Raw genomic sequence first — 20,072 nt, forward strand, 5'->3', positions numbered from 1 at the left:
CGTTTGAATCGGCAATCAGGCCGTTCGACCAAAAATATACTTATCCATCATGGCCACCATTTTGCCAATTTCTGGTTTCGTAATGGTGTCATTCGCGCCAAGTGCCAGTGCTTTTGCTCGGTTGTCCTCACTCATCAAAGAAGAGAACATCACGATGGGGATCGATTGATACGCTTCGCTCTCTCGAAGGCGTTTAACTAAGTGCATGCCATCCATACGAGGCATCTCTACATCCGTCACCACACCATCGATCAACTCGCTGACCGGTAAGTTTTCCTCTTTCGCCACTTCAATCAAATTCATCAGCTTGTCGTGTGCTTCACCACCATCTTTACAAGCAATGATGTTGTAGCCAGATGAACTCAAGGTATCTTGGATTAGAGAGCGGATAAAAGCAGAGTCATCGACCACCATGATGGTTTTGCCATTACGCTTGGTGATCATCCGTTGGTTCATATCGACGCTCTTATCTTCTTTCACGTCGTACTTATCCATGGACAATTCTGGGTTGATGTCGGCAATGATTTTTTCGAAGTCGAGGATCATGATGAGGTTGCCATCTTTACGGACCACCGCAACAACGCAGTCTTGTTCGCCCGCTTCTAAAAACTGGCTTGGTGACTCCACGTCATTCCACGAAATACGGTGAATGCGACTGATACTGTCAATCAAAAACCCATTGGTCATATTGTTGAAGTCAGTGACAATAACAAACTTTCGAGCGAGATCTGGGTTGGTCGGAACACCGAGCCAGCCAGCCAAATCCACCAGCGGGGTCAAAATATCACGTGATGAAAATACGCCCACCATATGCGGCTGTGCGTTGGGGTAATCGGTGGTTTCCGGCACCTGAATCACTTCGCGTACTTTGGCGACGTTGATACCGTAATAACACGTTTTGGTTTTACCATTTGGGAGCTGTTTTTCTAAATGAAATTCAATGATTTCCAGCTCATTGGTACCGCTCTCAGTGAGTATCGTACTGCTAGATACGCTCATAATGACTTATTGCCTGCTCTCAACTTGAAGATATACGCCTTTTTAACCGCTATTCACGCTTTTGTAAATTGCCACCCCGTAGGTTCGGTGTAGGAATAACCAAGTTTGCGTCGATTCCGTGACGAATAGCGAGGTCTGTGCGTTGTGGTACTTTTAGTGTAGACAGGATTGTCAGCATGATCACTGAAAAATCATCACGCTAATCAATCCGAATCTGCCCGATTAAAAAGTCGGCACTATGAGAGCGACAACTTTTTCACCGTGTGACGCTCGACCAAGGTCGGCTCTAGTTGCACGACTTGGCTCTCCTCGACGCTGTTTTCAAGACGCTGCAATAGTGCCTCGACCGCCGCTTTGCCGAGTCGATACTTAGGTTGATGGATGGTGGTTAAGGCGGGAGTCATAAAGCGCGCGATATGAATGTCGTCATACCCGATGATAGAGAGCTGATCCGGAATTTTGATCCCTAACTCGGCCGCAGCGTTGATCACGCCAAGTGCCATCATGTCATTGCAGACAAAAATCGCACTGGGCAGCGGCCCTTTCTCAACCATCTTATGCAGTGCGTTGTAACCGCCTTCACACTCAAAGTCCCCTTCGATGATCCAGTTCGCTTTGAACTCATTGCCCGCTTCGTTCATCGCGCGTTTATACCCTTCGTAGCGCATCTGCGCTTGGTGTTTTGCCAGTGGCCCGGTGATACACCCAACCTGAGTATGGCCACAATCAATCAAATATTTCGCCGCTAAATAGCCGCCGCGCAAAGAGTTGTCTTGAATCTTGTCGCTGGTAAACAGCATCGGGCCCCAATCCATAACGACAACGGGGATGTCTGGGTATTTGTCAAAGATATCGATGCGCTCGCCTTCAAGCGACGAGCACATCAAAATCAGCCCATCGACACGCTTTTGCAGCAGAGTATTGATGGATTGACGCATCCGCTCATGATCGCCTTCGGTGTTACACAAGATCAGGTTATAGCCTTGATGATAACAGCTGCGCTCTACGCCCTTGACCACCTCACCAAAAAATGGGTTCGTCGAGGTCGTCACCAGCATACCGATGGTGTTGGTACGATTGACTTTAAGACTGCGCGCAAGCGCCGATGGCGTGTAATTGAGCTGAGAAGCGGCTTGATTAACGCGCTCGGAGATCGCTTCACTCACAAAACGCGATTGGTTGATCACATGGCTAACCGTAGAGGTTGAGACCCCTGCCAGTTTGGCAATATCTTTCATGGTCGCCATATCATCGTCTCCTTACTACAGCGATATTATGGCTGCCGACCCGGCAGCCATCTAGACAAGCTAGACTCGCTCAGCAAGAAACGCTTCCACTTCTTGACGACTAGGAATAGACGTTTGCGCGCCAAACCGTGTCACGGAGAGCGCCGCCGCTGCATGAGCGAACCTAATCGAAGATTCTAGAGGCAAATCCTCTAATAAGCCAGTGACCAAGGCCCCATTAAAGGTATCCCCTGCGGCTGTGGTATCCACGGCCTCAATACGAAAACCTGGGATAAGTTCCCCCCGTCCATTTTGACTGAGCCATACGCCCTTAGCGCCCAGCGTAATTAACACGATCTCAATACCTTTCTGGTGCAAAGCATTCGCGGCTTGCTGCGCTGAGGCATCATCGGTCACCGTGATACCCGTCAGAACTTGCGCTTCGGTCTCATTTGGGGTGATGACATCCACACACGCCAGCAACTCATCGCTGAGCATCTGCGCAGGGGCTGGGTTTAAAATGACATTGGTACGCGCTTCTTTGGCAATGCGGGCGGCTTTCTCAATGCCGCACATCGGGGTTTCCAATTGCATTAATAGATAGTGAGCTTGACGAATCGCTTGGCAATCTTCGTTGTCTATCGCCTCCGCAATCAGCTTCGCATTCGCCTCCGCTGAGATGCAAATGCTGTTTTCACCGCTGTCAGCCACTTGGATCATTGCAATCCCAGTCGGACAGTTAGGTTGCATTTTTACGCCAGAGATGGTGATTTTATCCAACTTAAAACTCTCACGGATATTGATGCCAAACGCATCATCGCCGACACATGCGATAAATCCGACATCCGCATTGAGCCGAGCGGCCGCTACCGCTTGGTTGGCGCCCTTGCCACCAGGAATGACTTGATAATGTCGACCGTGCAGCGTCTCACCTGGACGCGGGAAAGAAGGCACCTGAAGAACATGGTCAGCGTTAACACTACCCAATACCACTAACTTATTCATAGAAAATTCCTCGGTTCGAGTGAACCTTGTTTCGAGTTACGCTAAATACCTTTTCACTCACAAGGATGACTCTCGCTCGGTTTTATCAAGACTAAGCCTTGTGAGTGCAAAGGTATTCGCCCTCCTACTCCCCTTCAGGCAAAGGAAGTAGGAAGGCACGCACGATCACCATGCGTTATTTCATGACGTGATTACTTAGTTACCACTTTCAACGGTACTGGGATGTAAGCTTCAACACTTTCACCTTTCAGCACTTTCGCTGCGGTCTCGATGCCCAATGCACCAATCAGATCCGGTTGCTGAGCAATGGTTGCCGCCAATTTGCCACGGTTAACCGCTGCAATACCGTCGTCTGTGCCATCAAAACCAACGATCATCACCTCTTTACCCGATGCTTCGACCGCGCGCAGTGCACCCAGTGCCATCTCATCGTTTTGGGCGAAGACGGCTTGCACATCTGGGTTTGCTGCCAGCAAGTTTTCCATTACGTTCAAACCTTTAGTACGGTCGAAATCCGCTGGCTGACTGGCCAACAGTTCCATTTCGCTGCCTTTCACCGCGTTCATGAAACCCTCACCACGCTCGCGCGCTGCAGAAGTACCTGCGATACCTTCAAGCTGAATCACTTTGGCTTTCATGCCCACTTTTTCGACGATGTAGTTACCCGCAAGCTCGCCCCCTACAACGTTATCTGACGCAATGTGACTGACAACTTCACCACGGCTTGCACCGCGGTCAAGCGTAAGCACAGGGATATTGCTGCGGTTGGCCATACGAATCGCGTTCGATACCGCATCAGAATCGGTTGGGTTGATTAAGATCGCTTTCACGCCACGTACTGTAAGATCTTCCACGTTGGAGAGCTCTTTACTTGGGTCATTTTGCGAGTCCAGAACGATCAGTTCATAACCCAACTCTTTTGCCTTCGCTTGTGCACCATCTTTCATGGTGACAAAAAATGGGTTATTCAACGTTGAGAGGACAATCGCCATTGTGTCTTGCGCATGAGCGGCAACAGACACAGTGGATGACAGCAGAGCAGCAGAGATAAGAGTTGCTAGTTTTTTCATTGTTTTAGTCCTTTATGTAGGGGGAGACTCGAAGTGTGACCACGACGAGTCAGAGTTAACCTAATTACTTGTTTTTGTTATCGACCAGTACCGCAAGTAGAATCACTACGGCCTTGGCGATCATTTGGTAGTAAGAGGAGACATCGAGCAAGTTCAGCGCATTGTTCAAGAAACCAATGATCAGCGCGCCAATCAAGGTGCCCATGATTCGCCCTTTACCACCCATTAAGCTGGTACCACCTAATACCACCGCTGCGATGGCATCCAGCTCATAGCCCATACCTGCCGTCGGTTGCGCTGACGACAAGCGAGAAGTGATGATGATCCCTGCCAGTGCCGCCAACAGACCACAGATGGCGTACACTCCGATTTTCACTCGGTCGACGTTAATGCCCGATAAACGTGTGGCCGACTCATTACCGCCCAGCGCGTAGACGTAACGACCAAAACGAGTGTGATTGAGTAGATACCACGCCGCTGCAAATACCACGACCATCAACCAGACAGGAACAGGGATCCCTAAGGCGTAGCCGGTACCAAACCAAGCGAACGCATCGGCGGTATCGGTAAAGCCGGTTGAAATAGGGCGACCATCGGTGTACACCATAGTGACGCCACGCAAAAGAGTCATGGTGACCAAGGTTGCGATAAACGCCTGCACCTTACCTTTGGCAATGATGATCCCACTGATCGCGCCCAGCGCCGCCCCCGCCAGCAGTGCGGTTGGCACGGCGACAAGGACCGGAACTTCCAGTGCAATCATGCTCGCGGCAAAAGCACCACATAAGGCCAGCACAGAGCCGACGCTCAAATCGATGCCCGCGGTTAAAATCACCAGCGTCATCCCCACCGCAATGATCGCATTGACCGAGGTTTGGCGAAGAATATTTAAAATGTTATCAAGGGTGAAAAAGTTCGGGTTTAAGAACGACACCACGACAATCAAAAACAGCAGGGCAATCAAAGATTTCTGTTCGATTAACCACTCTTTGCTCAGCAGCTTTTTGCTGTGGCTTGGGTTCGCTTTAGTTAGGGTTTTGCTGCTCATGCTGCATCCTCAATACGCTTTTTACCGACGGCACACGCCAGTAGTGTTTCCTGGTCTGCCTCTTTGGCATCAAATTCGCCGCTAATTCGGCCCTCGTGCATCACTAAAATGCGATCACTCATTCCGAGCACTTCTGGCATTTCCGACGACACTAAGATGATGCTCATCCCATCGGCTTTAAATTTATTAATCAGTTGGTAGATCTCTTTCTTGGCGCCGACATCCACGCCGCGTGTTGGCTCATCGAGAATCAGCACTTTAGGCTTGGTCATCAAGCCTTTCGCAATCGCTACTTTTTGCTGATTGCCCCCCGATAAGTTGCCAATGATCTGCTCTCGACTTGGCGTCTTGATGTTAAACAGACGAATAAAATCATCGACGGCAATCACTTCATCGCTATGCTGAATACGCCCGCCCTTGGTGAGCTTATCCAGTGAACAGAGCGACATGTTCTCTTTGACAGAAAGCCCAAGCACCAGTCCATCGCCTTTACGATCTTCAGAGATATAGGCAATACCATTCGCCAGCGCATCTTGTGGGTTTTCTGGATTGACCGTTTTGCCATTGAGATTGATCACACCGCGCTCACTTGGCAGCGCACCGTAGATCACTTTCATCAGCTCGGTACGTCCAGCGCCCATCAGGCCAGAAACGCCCAAGATTTCACCTTGGTTTAAGGTAAAGCTGACATCTGAAACGCCCGATCCGGTCAGGCCAATCACTTCCAAACAGACCTTGCCATGCGTGACCGCGATGCGTGGGTACTGCTCGTCCAATTTGCGTCCGACCATCATCTCAATCAGGCCATCTTCATCGGTATCAGACACCGGACATTCACCAATGAACTTGCCATCACGCAGCACGGTAATGTCATCACAAATCTGGAAAATTTCCTTGAGGCGATGGGAGATATAGACAATGCCGCAACCCTGATCGCGCAGTTCATTGATCACCGCAAACAGCGATTCCGTTTCGGTATCGGTCAAGGCATCGGTCGGTTCATCCATAATGATGACTTTGGATTCGAATGAGAGCGCCTTGGCGATTTCCACCATTTGCTGCTCACCCAAACTCAACTCACCCAACAACTGCTTCGAGCTGTGTTGCACGTTCAAGCGGCGCAACAATTTATCCGCTTCCGCGTACATGGTGTCCCACTGAATACGCCCCAACGCAGAGGTAAATTCGCGACCTAAGAAGATGTTTTCCGCAATCGTCAACTCAGGGATCAGGTTCAGCTCTTGGTGAATAATGCTGATGCCTGCTTGTTGTGAGTCCCTTGGTCCTTTAAAAGCCGCGGGTTGGCCCTGATAGTGGATGGTTCCGCTATCTTTGGTGTAGATGCCGGTCAGGACTTTCATCAAGGTTGATTTGCCTGCTCCGTTCTCCCCCATCAGCGCCATCACTCGGCCTGGGTACACATTGAGACTGGCGCTATCTAGGGCTTTGACCCCAGGAAACGCTTTGTCGATGTCACTCAGTTGTAAGATAGCTTGAGACATAATTGTTCCTGTCTTTATGCAGCGTCACCGCGTAACACGATGTCGCCAACGTCATGATGGTTAAAACACGACGCCCGATTGGAAGATAACATTGGCATACGGTGTACATTCGCCCGTACGCACAATCGCACGACTGCGCTCGCTACGCTGTTTAAACGCTTCATGAGAGAGGGTGTGCACTTCGATTGTCTTACCTGACGTGCGACGCTCCTCATCGATCAACGCCATCAATGCTTGATGATGCTCAGGGCTGACTTCGGCAAACTCTTGCGCCACGATCACTCCTTCAATCTGCGCTTCACTTAGCCAGACACGCACCGTATCTAAAAAGCTGGGCACGCCATAAGTCAGCGCCAAATCGATGCGCTGCACCGACTCTGGAATAGGCAAACCGGCATCACACACGGTGATTTCATCGGTATGGCCGAGTGTCGCCGCTAGGTGGGACAACTCCGCATTCAGTAGGGAACTTTTTTTCATGTAGGGAACCTTTTTCTCGTTCATCGTTTCGCTGGCCGTGGGCTTCTCTTACCGGAAACAGCGCGATCACATCGCGTTAATACCCCCTGCCGCTGATTGAAGCGCTGTTTAAAACACCTTGCTTTAATCAACCTTGTAAACGCCATCGAAACGTTTCGATGAGATAATAGAACGCTCAGTGATGAATGCGATACCTCTGCGTTGAGAGTGTGAGAATGATCGATAGAAACAAGCAACACGCCAACAAAAAAGTGATCGCATTCACTTTCAAGACTGTCGGATCAGACACGTTTTATCGATGCGGTGAATAGATAAGTATAAAAAGTGACCCAGAATAAAAGAGAAAAGGCGCGACCCATCGTTGACTCACATCAATGACTGGCCGCGCCCTAATGAGAGGGGAATACGTTTAAACGCGCTCCTCAAGTGCAATGTTGTTGTTTGCCCAAAGTAACGCTTGCAAACGGTTTTTTGCGTTGATTTTCTTGAAGATATTGTGCAAGTGGGTCTTCACTGTGTTCTCACTGACGAACAGTTCATCGGCGATCTGTAAGTTAGACGCCCCATGCCCAAGCAGACGCATGATCTCTTTTTCTCGCTTGGTCAAACTGGCGTAGGATTGCGACGTGGTCACGGTGTTAGCACAGCGAAAGTGTTCGATGTAATCCTGGGCCAGTTTACGAGACAGCCACATCTCATCTTGCATGATCTTTTCCATGCCTTTGAGAAGCAGCGATAAATCGTCATCGTTATAAAACACGCCCACCAAGTTGCGCCACTTGAAGAGTTGCGTAGAAGGCACCTCTTGTGGGCAGTTAATCACGATCTCACGCGAAACATGGTCATTGTTCGTTTTTGCTTGGCTGTACAGTTCAAACTTTTCTTCGTCGATGTACTGAAAATCGAAGAGTACAAAATCACCTAACAAGCTGCTATCGAAGTGTCCCGACTGCAAATCTTCCATGGTGACAATGTTCACTTTGAGGTGTAATCCCTGCTCAAGAGAATCTCGAAACAGTTTTGATTGCATACTTACGTCTGATAAAAGCGTAATTTGGTAGTGATGTCCATTTGTCATAGCAATAGTCCTAGCTCAACCCATTCACAATTTAAAACTATCGTTTAGCTCAGATTAGTCAACGTGGTTGATTGAGACATCCCTCAAGTTTTATACGCAATTACTCGAATATTCAGATGTTTATATTGATTATCTCATTTTTAAGAATCGAAACAGATCGATTTTAACCTTGTGATCCGTCTCTCAACTGCCATTTCAGCGTGCCAGAAAGTAGCAATAAGACAAAAAAGAGTAGACCTGAGCTCCCTCCACCACCGCCACTTGATGGAGAGGACGTCGTTTCAGTGCTGTAGACCAAACGGCGCTGGCCATTGCTTGTCACCACATAGGTTTTTGGCGTTTCTTGCCCGTTAATGACCCGCTCGATCCAATCCTGATAATCGTACACATCGGTAAAAACCGAAGTCACACTCACCGATTGATCACCACACTGAGAAGGACCAAAACTGGTGATCCCTACCTGGATAAACTCAACGCCGTTGTCCCAATAGACAGGGCCACCGGAATCGCCACTGCACGTCGAGTTTCGATAGCCGGCTGAGGTCTCACCACTGAAACAGAGCTGTTTGCTGGTGATATTACTGCCAAACTCGCTACGGCAAGTGGCGGTGGAGACGTAGTCCAGCGTCGTATCTCGCGCTTGCGTGCCGCCATCTGCACCGCCTTCGATCAAGCCATGCCCGACGGCTTTAAAGGTATCGCTTTCACCAAAGCTATTGTTGACTGTTGAATTGATAAGATAGGTGTAGTCGCTCGCACTGACCGCCGTTTCGAGCTTGATGATGGCAATGTCATTTGGCCAAAGCGCCGCTTCACTGTTTTGGTAATTATCGGGGTAATAGAACTCGCTTGCGCGCGCTTGTTCTGCGTTGAGAAAATCATCCTCATCATCAAGGCCCGGCGCGACGACGGTGTAGAGCATTAAGTCATCATCACCATAAATGCAGTGCGCCGCCGTTAACACGTAACGACTGTTGATGAGCGTCGCGCCGCAAAATGAGGAAGGCTGATAGACGCTGTCCGTTTTATAAAACAAGCTGGCAAAGGTGGGGTAATCCGTTAAATCGGTCGTCGTGCCATTGACAATATACGGCGAGATTTCTGCGGCACTTACACAGGCGGTGGACGCCATCATCGCCCACCCTGCCATTTTCCATCGACCCATCATGCTCATCCCTCGCGACACTCTACTCAATAAGTTTAGTTTACGAGTGTCGCTTGTGAGAAGATCGACGCCGTTTATGCGTGACGACGTTGACCAAACAGAACAAGTGCCAATAAGGAGAAGAGGCCAAGGCTACCGCCGCCACCAGAAGAAGAGGTGGTTGTTGTATCTGACACGACATCTGCGCTATCAATCACCGTACCGCTGCTCGTTTGGTATAAAGTCCGTGTACCATTTGATGTGGTGACATAGTACTTGGCGGTCTCACCGCCACTGATCACCGACTGAATCCAACTATCGTAGTCATACACTTCCGTAAATACGGAAGAGTAGTCATAAGCCTTCGCTCCACACGTTTTGAATCCCCAACTGGTGATCCCAATTTGCACGTAGGCGGCCCCATTGTACCAAAACACTGGTCCACCGGAGTCCCCTTCGCATGTGGAGTTTTTGTAGTTACCGGACACTTCCCCATCAAAACAGAGCTGTTTGTCGGAAATGCTCGAATCGCAGGTCGAACTTGGTGAGATGATATCGAGAGAGGTAGCTTGGAGGTAGCCACTGCTGGATTTATTCCCCTCAATTAAACCGTGACCGATAGCGATAAAATTATCGCTCGATTTCGATTCAACATACGTATCGTTGGCTATGCTGTTGAGCGAAGCACTGTAGTCTGGATTACCACTGATGGTTGATTCAAGTTTTAAGATCGCGATGTCGTCTGGCCAAGGCGCGGAATCAACATAAGTGTCCGGATAATAGTACTCTTTCACTCGGTATTTATTGGACGTGCTCAAATAGTCGGCCGTATCTTGGAGTTGGGGAACCACCCAGTAGTGAAGCATCTCACTCTCGGCACCGTACACACAATGCGCAGCTGTCAGCACGTACTCAGCGTTGATGACCGTCGCGCCGCAGCGATAACCATAGTAGCTGTCATCATCAAAATATAAACTCGAAAATGAGGGATAGCTGCTGACTGAAACATCATCACCATTCACTATATAAGTAGACACATCGGCGGCATAGAGCGGGGTCGCGAGCGTGACACCCAATAAGAGAAATACGTTTTTCATTCAATACATCCTTGAAACAGCAGCCTTGATTCTACCCAATTATTGATACAAAAAAACCTCTCCGCAGAGAGGTTTATTCACAATGTCTATCATTTAACCATGATCATCCGCGATAGTATCTCTGCGGGACAAACGGCATTTTTTCTACTGTCATGGGCAGTTTTTTACCACGAACCTCGGCAAACAGAGCGGTGCCGATGCTGGCTAGATCGGCGCGGACATACGCCATAGAGACGGGCTTGCCGGCATTCGGGCCTGCGGTTCCGCTGGTGACGATGCCGATTTTGTTGTCTGATTCATCAAATAACTCAGTGCCTTCACGAACCGGCGCTTTGGTTTGACCCACAAGACCGACGCGCTTGCGCGAGACATCTTTCGATTCAATTTGACCAAGAATAATGTCGGCTCCTGGGAAGCCCCCTTCTCGCTCGCCGCCGATGCGTCGCACTTTCTGGATGCCCCAAAGCAAACTAGCCTCAACCGGTGTCGTGGTCGGGTCAAGATCATGGCCGTATAGGCATAGACCACACTCTAAGCGCAAAGAATCGCGCGCGCCTAGGCCAATCCATTCTACCTCCTCTTCCGCCGTTAAACGGGTCGCCAACTCCTGCGCGTGTGAGTTCGGCACCGAGATTTCAAATCCGTCTTCGCCAGTGTAGCCGCTTCGGCTGATCACGCACTCCACACCCAATAAGTTGAGGCGTTTGACATCCATAAAGACCATATTCGCTACATCAGGGTTGAATCTTGCCAATACGTCCACCGCTTGCGGGCCTTGAATCGCAAGTAAGGCGCGATCTTCAATCACCTCCAGCTCCACACCCGATGGCAGATGGGCTTGCAAGTGATCGATGTCTTGCTGTTTGCATGCTGCATTAACTACGACAAACAAGTGATCGCCTAAATTGGCCACCATTAAGTCATCCATAATGCCGCCGTTGTCGTTGGTAAAAAACGCGTAGCGCTGATTGCCTACAGGCAAATCAATGATATCGACAGGAACCAAAGACTCAAGGAAGGCCGCAGCCCCTTCACCATGCAATCGCAATTGTCCCATGTGGGACACATCAAAAAGTCCGGCAGCGTCTCGGGTATGAAGATGCTCTTTCTTAACGCCGAGTTTGTATTGCACAGGCATATCATAGCCAGCGAACGGCACCATCTTTGCGCCCGCTTCAACATGCAGAGTATGAAGAGGGGTTTTCAGTAATTCTTGAGTCATTGTTGTCTCCATGTGATCCGGTCCGTTTTCCTTGAGAGGAAACCTTGTTTCCAATAATAAACACGACGATGGCGAGAATGCACCCTAAATAAGAGCGGGAGAAGTGAAAGTGTGACATTTAACATTAAATTCACAACAAGGCATCATCAATAAAAACGCCGCCTTGAGCAAGATTCGATCAAAGCGGCGTTATTCTACGCATAAATAACACAAAAGCAAACGTTTGCTTTCACTATAAGAAATTTACATTTGATTCACGTTATTTGGCTGTCACCCACAAAATATGCGCGTCTTGCTCACTGGTTGAGATCAACATGTGGCCCATATTGGCGTCATAATAGACGCTGTCACCTACCGTCAACTCAATCGGTTCATAAAACTCTGAGTAGAACCGAACCGTGCCCGATAAGATCAATAGAAACTCTTCACCATCATGACGAACCCAGTCACTGTACTCTTCAAAACGCCTCGCATGGACACGGCTTTTGAAAGGCATCATCTTTTTATTGGACAATTGAGTAGCCAGCAATTCGTGTTCATACGTCTGCGTGGGGTGCGGTTTTCCGTGCCCAACTCGCGTGACATCTCTTCGCCCTGTTGCGACCTTTTTTCTAGGTGGTTCAAAGAGTTGTGGCATATCTATCGCCAACCCCGATGCCAATTTTTGCATCGCTTGAAAAGTCGGTGATATTTGCTCGTTCTCAATTTTACTGAGCGTTGAACGCGCGAGCCCAGTGCGTTGACTGGCTTCCTCAAGCGTGATGCCTAACTTACTACGAATCTCTTTGATGCGCTCGCCTAACTTAAGCGGCTCTATGTTTTGATCACCCGCTTCCTTCGCTAGGGTGATGGACGGGTACTCATCGTAGATATCTTCTGACATGTTTCCCTCAGTCATACTTTCTTCACTTCCTATTTGGATTTCATTGTGCCCCAAGGTCGTACAACTGGAAAGGTGAGGATAGGAAATATAGTGTGCACTCGTTAACAAAAACCGCAAGCGTGTTTCCAATAGGAAATTTTTGGTTGATTGTTGATGCAACTCCCGCTATGTTACCAACTTGTTAGTTGTCGAGATGCATTTTTACCCCAGTGTTTCGCGCCATTTTTGCGACCAAGTTGGGTTTTCCCCTCTCTTTTCGGGGCATGGATTTACACAAAATTTAGTCAGCACGCTGACGACTCAATTGGAAGGTCATCGACTATGAACAACACCTATCACAATCATCGCTTAGAGAATTTTTTCTCAACTCAACTCAGTGCCACCGACGATGCCGTCTTTGCAGGCATCCAAGCAGAGCTGTCTCGACAAAACGAACAAATCGAGTTGATCGCTTCAGAAAACATTGTGTCAAAAGCGGTGATGCAGGCTCAAGGCACCTGCCTAACCAACAAATACGCAGAAGGTTACCCAGGTCGCCGCTACTACGGTGGCTGTGAGCATGTCGATACGGTCGAGGCCATCGCTATCGAACGCGCTAAAAAGCTTTTTCAGTGTGAATACGCAAACGTTCAACCTCACTCTGGCGCACAAGCAAACGGCGCCGTCATGCTCGCACTGCTGCAACCGGGCGACACCATTTTAGGCATGTCTCTTGATGCCGGCGGCCATCTCACACACGGCGCAAAACCTGCGCTATCGGGTAAATGGTTCAACGCTGTGCAATATGGGGTGGATCGCGACACGCTCGAAATCAATTACGACGATGTCCGAGCACTGGCAAAAGCGCATCAACCGAAGCTTATCATCGCCGGTGGCAGCGCCATTCCTCGTACGATTGATTTTGCCCAGTTTCGCGCGATTGCTGACGAAGTCGGCGCTTTGCTGATGGTAGACATGGCGCACATCGCCGGCCTTATCGCCACTGGCGCGCACCCAAGCCCTCTTCCCTATGCTGATGTCGTCACCACAACGACGCACAAAACCCTGCGCGGCCCACGTGGTGGCATGATTTTGACCAATGATGAAACCATCATCAAAAAGATTAACTCTGCCGTGTTCCCAGGGCTGCAAGGCGGACCATTGATGCATGTTATTGCAGCGAAAGCGGTGGCGTTTGGTGAAGCACTCGGGCCAGAGTTTAAGACTTATATCAATTCGGTGATCAGCAACGCAAAAGTTCTTGCTGAGGTGTTGCAAACTCGCGGGTGTGACATTGTGACAGGCGGAACCGACACGCATTTGATGCTCGTCGACCTAAGGCCAAAAGGGTTAAAGGGTAACAAAGCAGAAGAAGCGCTTGAGCGTGCCGGGATCACATGTAACAAAAATGGCATCCCATTCGATTCTGAGAAGCCTATGATTACATCGGGCATTCGATTGGGAACGCCTGCGGGAACCAGCCGCGGCTTTGGCGCTGAAGAATTCAAACTTATCGGACAATGGATTGGTGATGTTCTGGACGGGTTAGTCGATAACCCTGAAGGAAATACAGAAGTAGAGCAACGCGTTCGCAAAGAAGTGAAAGCCTTGTGTCATCGCTTCCCACTGTACCAATAATCAATTTTATCTTAGTTATTTTGGAGATTAAGCAATGGACAAAACACTGAAGTTTGCAGATAGCCATGAGTGGGTACGTGACAACGGTGATGGCACTGTAACTATCGGTATTTCTGAGCACGCTCAAGAAATGCTTGGTGACGTGGTCTTCGTCGACCTACCGGAAGTAGAAGACGAGATTGAAGCCGGCGACAGCTTCTCGTTGGTTGAATCGGTTAAGGCCGCTTCTGATATTTACGCGCCGATCACCGGTGAAATCATCGAAATCAACGAAGAGCTCGAAGACAGCCCAGAGCTAATCAACGAAGAACCGTATGAAGGCGGCTGGATCGTCAAAGTGAAGATGTCTGATCCTTCTGAGCTTAGTGACCTAAAAGACGCCGAAGAATACCTAAACTCAATCGAAGACGAGTAATAAGCACAACAGCAAAGCTGCCCCCATCTAGGAGGCAGCTTTTTTTCACGGTTCGCTCAGCGAACTTTGGAGCAGGTAAAGGACAATGACTGAATTACTTCAAAGCCTCAGCACACAAAATGAGTTCGTTGCTCGCCACAACGGCCCAAACACACAAGATCAACAAACCATGTTGGCGGCCATCAATACCACCAGTTTAGATGCTCTGATTGAGGAAACGGTGCCGCCGCAGATTCGTCTTGAGCAGCCACTGAGCTTGGCTCCGGCGAAGAGCGAAGCGGATATGCTGAGCGCCATGCGCCAGTTCGCCGATCAAAACCAAGTCAAACGTACCTTCATTGGTCAAGGCTACTACAACACCTTCACGCCCAACGTGATTCTGCGTAACGTGATGGAAAACCCGGGTTGGTACACGGCCTACACGCCCTATCAGCCGGAAATCTCACAAGGCCGTTTGGAATCTCTGCTCAACTTCCAACAGATGGTGATGGATTTAACCGCGATGGACATCGCGAACGCCTCCCTTCTTGATGAAGCGACCGCAGCAGCAGAAGCGATGACGCTGTGTAAACGCGCCGGCAAGAGCAAGAGCAACGTCTTTTTTGTTGCCGATGATGTGCACCCTCAAACGATTGAAGTCGTCAAAACGCGTGCAAAATACATCGGCTTTGATGTCACCATAGGGTCACTGGACTCTCTCCCAGAACAAGACGTATTCGGTGCCTTGGTTCAATACCCGGGAACAACTGGCGAAGTGCGCGATTTGAGCGACGTGATCGCCAAAGCGCAAGCCAACAAAACACTGGTCGCGGTTGCGACTGACCTACTCGCGTGCGCGCTGCTTAAGCCCGCGGGCGAAATGGGCGCAGATGTGGTGATTGGTTCAGCGCAACGTTTTGGCGTACCTATGGGTTACGGCGGTCCACACGCAGCGTTTATGGCGACGCGTGACAAACACAAGCGCACCATGCCAGGGCGCGTGATTGGCGTATCGATTGATGCCAACGGCAACCAAGCCCTGCGTATGGCGATGCAAACCCGTGAGCAACATATCCGCCGCGAAAAAGCGACATCGAACATCTGTACCGCGCAAGCACTGCTGGCCAATATGGCGTCGTTCTACGCGGTTTACCACGGTGCGGAAGGTCTACGTACCATCGCACGCCGCACGCATCACATGACAGCGATTTTAGCCGCTGGCCTGACCAAATCTGGCTTCGAACTGGCGCACAACAGCTTCTTCGATACCATCACCATCAACTCAGGTAGCCAAACAGAGGCCCTGTACGCTAAAGCACAAGCGGCAGACATCAACCTGCGCCTGATCGCAGATAAAGCGCAACTGGGCGTGAGTTTTGATGAAACCACCACCACTGATGACATCGCCGCACTATTTGACGTGTTTGGTGTGAAAGAAGAGATCAACGGACTGTCGTCAGAAATCAGTGGCAATGAGTACGCCGCGATTCCTGAAACGCTGCGCCGCACGTCAGCGTACCTAACGCACCCCGTCTTCAACACGCATCACAGCGAAACGCAGATGATGCGTTACCTCAAGCAGCTTGAGAACAAAGACTTCTCACTGACACACGGCATGATCCCGCTCGGCAGCTGTACCATGAAGCTTAACGCCGCAGCCGAGATGATTCCTGTCACTTGGCCTGAGTTCGGCGCTCTTCACCCGTTCGCGCCACTAGAGCAAGCCGCTGGCTACGCGGCACTGGCGAAAGATCTGAAAGAGAAGCTGTGTGAGATCACAGGTTATGATGATTTTTCATTGCAGCCTAACTCTGGTGCATCGGGTGAGTACGCGGGTCTGATTGCTATCCAGCGTTACCATGAGAGCCGTGGCGAAGGTCACCGCAATGTGTGTCTCATCCCAAGCTCAGCGCACGGCACCAACCCAGCGACGGCCTCAATGGTGTCGATGAAAGTTGTGGTGGTGAAATGTGATGAAGACGGCAACATCGATTTGACCGATCTGGCGGACAAAATTGAAAAGCACGCTGACAACCTCTCTAGCATCATGATCACCTACCCGTCCACACACGGCGTGTACGAAGAGCAAGTGAAGCAGGTGTGTGAAATGGTCCACGCGGCGGGCGGCCAAGTCTACCTAGACGGTGCCAACATGAACGCGCAGGTAGGTTTGACCTCACCGGGCTTGATTGGCTCTGATGTCTCTCACCTCAACCTACACAAAACCTTCTGTATCCCGCATGGCGGCGGTGGCCCGGGTATGGGCCCAATTGGTGTGAAATCGCATCTCGCGCCTTTCTTGCCGGGCCACATTGAAAATGGTGTCGAAGGTAAAGAGTTTGCCGTCTCTGCGGCGGATCTTGGCAGTGCATCAATCCTGCCTATCTCTTGGGCCTACATCGCAATGATGGGCGAAGCTGGCCTCACTGAAGCGACCAAGGTGGCGATTTTGAACGCCAACTATGTGATGGAGCGCCTGCGCCCTCACTACCCTGTGCTTTATCGCGGTAAGAACGGCCGAGTAGCGCATGAGTGCATCATCGACATCCGTCCGCTAAAAGAAGAAATCGGCATCAGTGAAGAAGACATCGCGAAGCGTTTGATGGACTACGGTTTCCACGCGCCAACTATGTCGTTCCCCGTTGCCGGTACCTTGATGGTTGAACCAACTGAGTCTGAAGATCTGGCTGAGTTGGATCGTTTCTGCGATGCGATGATCGCCATCCGCGAAGAGATGAACGCCGTTAAAGAAGGCGCTTGGCCACTCGACAACAACCCACTGGTCAACGCACCGCACACACAAGTGGATTTGGCGAGCGAACACTGGGATCGCCCTTACTCACGCGAAGTGGGCTGCTTCCCATCCAGCGCGACTAAGCAATGGAAATACTGGCCAACCGTCAACCGTGTCGACAACGTCTACGGTGACCGCAACTTGATCTGCTCTTGCCCGAGTATTGAGAGTTATGAAGGGTAAGTGAGGTAGGTCGAACAATCCGACTTTTGGTAAGTTGTTTAATGTAAATCAAAAGCGAACCGAGTAAGGTTCGCTTTTTTGTTGGCTGACAACCCGTAAACCCATGATAAAAAATTATTTTCTCTAGATTTAACAAACACTGCACATAAATATTTTAGATATATTGCGCTAAACTATTTAGATAAGATTGGAAAAGTACCTTGAAACTTTAATCTTTCGTTAGGTACGTTTAGGTAGTGCATATTTTAATTCTACTGGTTTAGTTTCGACCTCTCGAACCCCTTGAGTTCGATCATGGAAATACCAAATATTGAATTTCCTCTCATGTGGCTTAGTATCATAACCCAAAGAGTCCCATCCCAAATATTGAGCGACTTTTTTTGCTACTTTTAATTTCGCTGGAGAAGATGCTGTACCTTGAAAAGCACTCATAACGGCGCCTAATAGAAAGTCAGAAATCTGTATATTCTCAGATTTCTTCGAGTCCTTTTCTACAACAGACTTAATTGGGTTAGTACCGTTAAAACTCCGTCGAAGAATGCGGTTAGCGATGATATGAAAAGCTTCATCAGCTTTATCGTAGCGAGAGGCGATAGGATCTACTTCTATTCTAAACTCGCATTGTCGGCTAGGATGTGCCTTTTTAACAGCAGAGATCTTTGTAGTAATCAATTTAGTAAAATGTTTCCGCATAGCAAGATCATAGTCGCCATCATGAAATTGCTTATTTACCATGCCTTTTCTAATTACTATACAATGGAAAGCCAACCATTGATGCTTAAAGAACATGTCTATCAATTCTGAATAGAAATCAGCATAGTGTTTCTTGTGCGCTTTTTGCCACTTAATTTCATCATGGTAGCGATGTTTATCACGTAGCTCGCGAACCTTTTGAGCAAAGTCACCACGCCTTTGGTATTTCATCCACAAAGACCCAAATCCATAATATTTCTGGCCGCCCGTCCCAGACTCGTCACAAGCGACATGCCAGATCAGCTTTCCTTGTTGCACTCATACCTCCACTGTATGAATGTTCGTAAAATTAAGTACATAGCGCTTTATAAAGGGACTTTTTCCGTCTTTGCATTCAGTCTATGCTGCTGCCACTCATTATGCAACCAAACATATATTAGCTTGTCATTTTATTAGATATAGAGTTACGGGGCGAGCTACAGAAAAAATCTGTAGAAGAGACCAAAGTACGGCTTAGATTAAATTGGTCTATTGGTCCGCTTACCAAGTGCTCTTCTTACTGGCTCAGAGATGCTTTAGGGAAAATCCTAACTAACCACACAAAATATGCGTTAACCAACAATCGCAACTACCCAACAAAAACCAGGAGCCCATCCGCTCCTCGTTCTTCCCATCCATCACCCTACAGCAAATTAAACGCCAGTGTCCCAACAATGGCACAGGGCACAGACACGTAGGCGATTTCAACGATATACTTCTCGAACCATCTCATCGGTTTATTGGCCTCTTTTTCAGTAATGGCAGGTCTGCGTTTATCATGAAGTTACTTTTACCCATTCTTCTGGCGCCACTGTTGGTGGCGTGTGCTGAGCAATCGGTCGCTCACTTGAGCTGCCCTGATATCAAACCCGATGACACAGCGCATCAATGGCACAGTAAGTTTGATGATTTACAGGGTTGGGGAAGACATTTTGGCTACCCGCACTCTGCGATGATAGTCCAAGATCCGATGGACTCAAGCAATAATGTACTGCGATTAGAATTGCGAGACGGCGATCAATTTCGTACGCGCTCTGGGTACGCCTATCGCGCGGAAGTGTACGAGCGCTATAAAGCACCGTTCAATCAGCCAATACACTATCGATTTAAAGTACTGATCACTGACCAATGGCAATACGATGATGTGCGCGCTTTAATTGCGCAGTGGCATGCCACGCCAGATCGTCATTTGAATGAAATCAGCCGTAGCCCAAACCTCGGGATTGAACTGCGTAATGACCGCTTTTTGATTCGCTCCCAAACCAGTCAGCTAGCGGTGAACACCGACAACAAACACGGCATGACGAGAACTCAGCACTACCTCAGCGCGCCTATCGAGAAGAATCGCTGGTATCAGTTTGATGTCAAGGTGAAATGGACGCCTAACTCTGACGGCTACCTTGCCATTACCATCAATGACCAACCCGTCGTGAACCACCACGGGCCAACCAGTTATGTCGATTGTCTCGGCCCCTATTTTAAAGCAGGTATTTACCGCGACCACAGCGTCAACACCTTTGCTCTGCTGTTGGATGACTACTCTCGAACCTTGATTGAGGAATCAAACACGGATTTGGAATAAGCCATATTCCAAATCT

At 49.2% G+C, this 20,072-nt stretch carries 17 protein-coding genes; 4 read left to right on the forward strand and 13 right to left on the reverse strand.

Features of this window, described 5'->3' with window-relative positions:
• Nucleotides 1-15 precede the first annotated feature (15 nt).
• From AC6R1A_RS16275 to AC6R1A_RS16330, 12 genes are all read right to left on the reverse strand, one after another.
• A complete protein-coding gene (locus AC6R1A_RS16275; RefSeq protein ID WP_500632367.1) occupies nt 16-999 on the reverse strand; it encodes a chemotaxis protein in 984 nt (327 codons plus the stop codon).
• 236 nt (nt 1,000-1,235) lie between these two features.
• Nucleotides 1,236-2,246: a substrate-binding domain-containing protein gene (locus tag AC6R1A_RS16280; protein ID WP_334551515.1), complete on the reverse strand. Its 1,011-nt coding sequence runs from the start codon at nt 2,244-2,246 to the stop codon at nt 1,236-1,238.
• Nucleotides 2,247-2,306: 60 nt separating this feature from the next.
• Nucleotides 2,307-3,230: a ribokinase gene (gene rbsK, locus AC6R1A_RS16285; protein WP_500632366.1), complete on the reverse strand. Its 924-nt coding sequence runs from the start codon at nt 3,228-3,230 to the stop codon at nt 2,307-2,309.
• 191 nt (nt 3,231-3,421) lie between these two features.
• Nucleotides 3,422-4,300, reverse strand: a complete 879-nt coding sequence (gene rbsB, locus AC6R1A_RS16290; RefSeq protein WP_487901645.1) for a ribose ABC transporter substrate-binding protein RbsB — start codon at nt 4,298-4,300, stop codon at nt 3,422-3,424.
• Between the two features lie 64 nt (nt 4,301-4,364).
• Nucleotides 4,365-5,348 (reverse strand): ribose ABC transporter permease, encoded by a 984-nt coding sequence (gene rbsC / locus AC6R1A_RS16295; RefSeq protein ID WP_500625538.1) that lies wholly within the window; start codon nt 5,346-5,348, stop codon nt 4,365-4,367.
• The gene (gene rbsA, locus AC6R1A_RS16300; protein WP_500632365.1) at nt 5,345-6,850 is read right to left on the reverse strand and encodes a ribose ABC transporter ATP-binding protein RbsA; all 1,506 of its coding nucleotides are present in this window, start codon (nt 6,848-6,850) and stop codon (nt 5,345-5,347) included. The genes rbsC and rbsA overlap by 4 nt, the downstream gene beginning before the upstream one ends.
• Before the next feature lie 60 nt (nt 6,851-6,910).
• Nucleotides 6,911-7,330 (reverse strand): D-ribose pyranase, encoded by a 420-nt coding sequence (gene rbsD, locus AC6R1A_RS16305; protein ID WP_334551508.1) that lies wholly within the window; start codon nt 7,328-7,330, stop codon nt 6,911-6,913.
• 409 nt (nt 7,331-7,739) lie between these two features.
• Nucleotides 7,740-8,408 (reverse strand): LuxR C-terminal-related transcriptional regulator, encoded by a 669-nt coding sequence (locus tag AC6R1A_RS16310; protein ID WP_500625536.1) that lies wholly within the window; start codon nt 8,406-8,408, stop codon nt 7,740-7,742.
• Nucleotides 8,409-8,571: 163 nt separating this feature from the next.
• Nucleotides 8,572-9,573 (reverse strand): S1 family peptidase, encoded by a 1,002-nt coding sequence (locus tag AC6R1A_RS16315; protein WP_500632370.1) that lies wholly within the window; start codon nt 9,571-9,573, stop codon nt 8,572-8,574.
• Nucleotides 9,574-9,647: 74 nt separating this feature from the next.
• Nucleotides 9,648-10,649, reverse strand: a complete 1,002-nt coding sequence (locus AC6R1A_RS16320; RefSeq protein WP_500632364.1) for a S1 family peptidase — start codon at nt 10,647-10,649, stop codon at nt 9,648-9,650.
• Nucleotides 10,650-10,752: 103 nt separating this feature from the next.
• Nucleotides 10,753-11,871 carry a glycine cleavage system aminomethyltransferase GcvT gene (gcvT, locus tag AC6R1A_RS16325; RefSeq protein WP_500632363.1) on the reverse strand — a complete coding sequence of 373 codons (1,119 nt, stop codon included), beginning with the start codon at nt 11,869-11,871 and terminating at the stop codon, nt 10,753-10,755.
• A 259-nt stretch (nt 11,872-12,130) separates the two neighbouring features.
• On the reverse strand, nt 12,131-12,754 hold the full coding sequence (locus AC6R1A_RS16330; protein WP_334551502.1) for a helix-turn-helix domain-containing protein: 624 nt from the start codon (nt 12,752-12,754) through the stop codon (nt 12,131-12,133).
• 321 nt (nt 12,755-13,075) lie between these two features.
• Here AC6R1A_RS16330 and AC6R1A_RS16335 point away from each other — a divergent pair, with 321 nt between their 5' ends.
• The 3 genes from AC6R1A_RS16335 to gcvP all read left to right on the forward strand — a co-directional run bounded on the left by AC6R1A_RS16335 (nt 13,076) and on the right by gcvP (nt 17,742).
• Nucleotides 13,076-14,371 carry a serine hydroxymethyltransferase gene (locus AC6R1A_RS16335; protein WP_500625532.1) on the forward strand — a complete coding sequence of 432 codons (1,296 nt, stop codon included), beginning with the start codon at nt 13,076-13,078 and terminating at the stop codon, nt 14,369-14,371.
• 34 nt (nt 14,372-14,405) lie between these two features.
• On the forward strand, nt 14,406-14,786 hold the full coding sequence (gene gcvH / locus AC6R1A_RS16340; protein ID WP_500632362.1) for a glycine cleavage system protein GcvH: 381 nt from the start codon (nt 14,406-14,408) through the stop codon (nt 14,784-14,786).
• Nucleotides 14,787-14,871: 85 nt separating this feature from the next.
• Nucleotides 14,872-17,742: an aminomethyl-transferring glycine dehydrogenase gene (gene gcvP, locus AC6R1A_RS16345; protein WP_500632361.1), complete on the forward strand. Its 2,871-nt coding sequence runs from the start codon at nt 14,872-14,874 to the stop codon at nt 17,740-17,742.
• 219 nt (nt 17,743-17,961) lie between these two features.
• On the opposite strand, the gene AC6R1A_RS16350 is transcribed toward gcvP, so the two are convergent.
• Nucleotides 17,962-18,753 (reverse strand): DUF3800 domain-containing protein, encoded by a 792-nt coding sequence (locus AC6R1A_RS16350; protein ID WP_500632360.1) that lies wholly within the window; start codon nt 18,751-18,753, stop codon nt 17,962-17,964.
• A 499-nt stretch (nt 18,754-19,252) separates the two neighbouring features.
• On the opposite strand from AC6R1A_RS16350, the gene AC6R1A_RS16355 reads away from it, so the two are divergent.
• Complete coding sequence (locus AC6R1A_RS16355; protein WP_500632359.1) at nt 19,253-20,056, forward strand: polysaccharide lyase family 20 protein; 804 nt, start codon at nt 19,253-19,255, stop codon at nt 20,054-20,056.
• Nucleotides 20,057-20,072 lie beyond the last annotated feature (16 nt).

Source organism: Vibrio sp. R10-SG3-ISO3, from assembly GCF_059834225.1.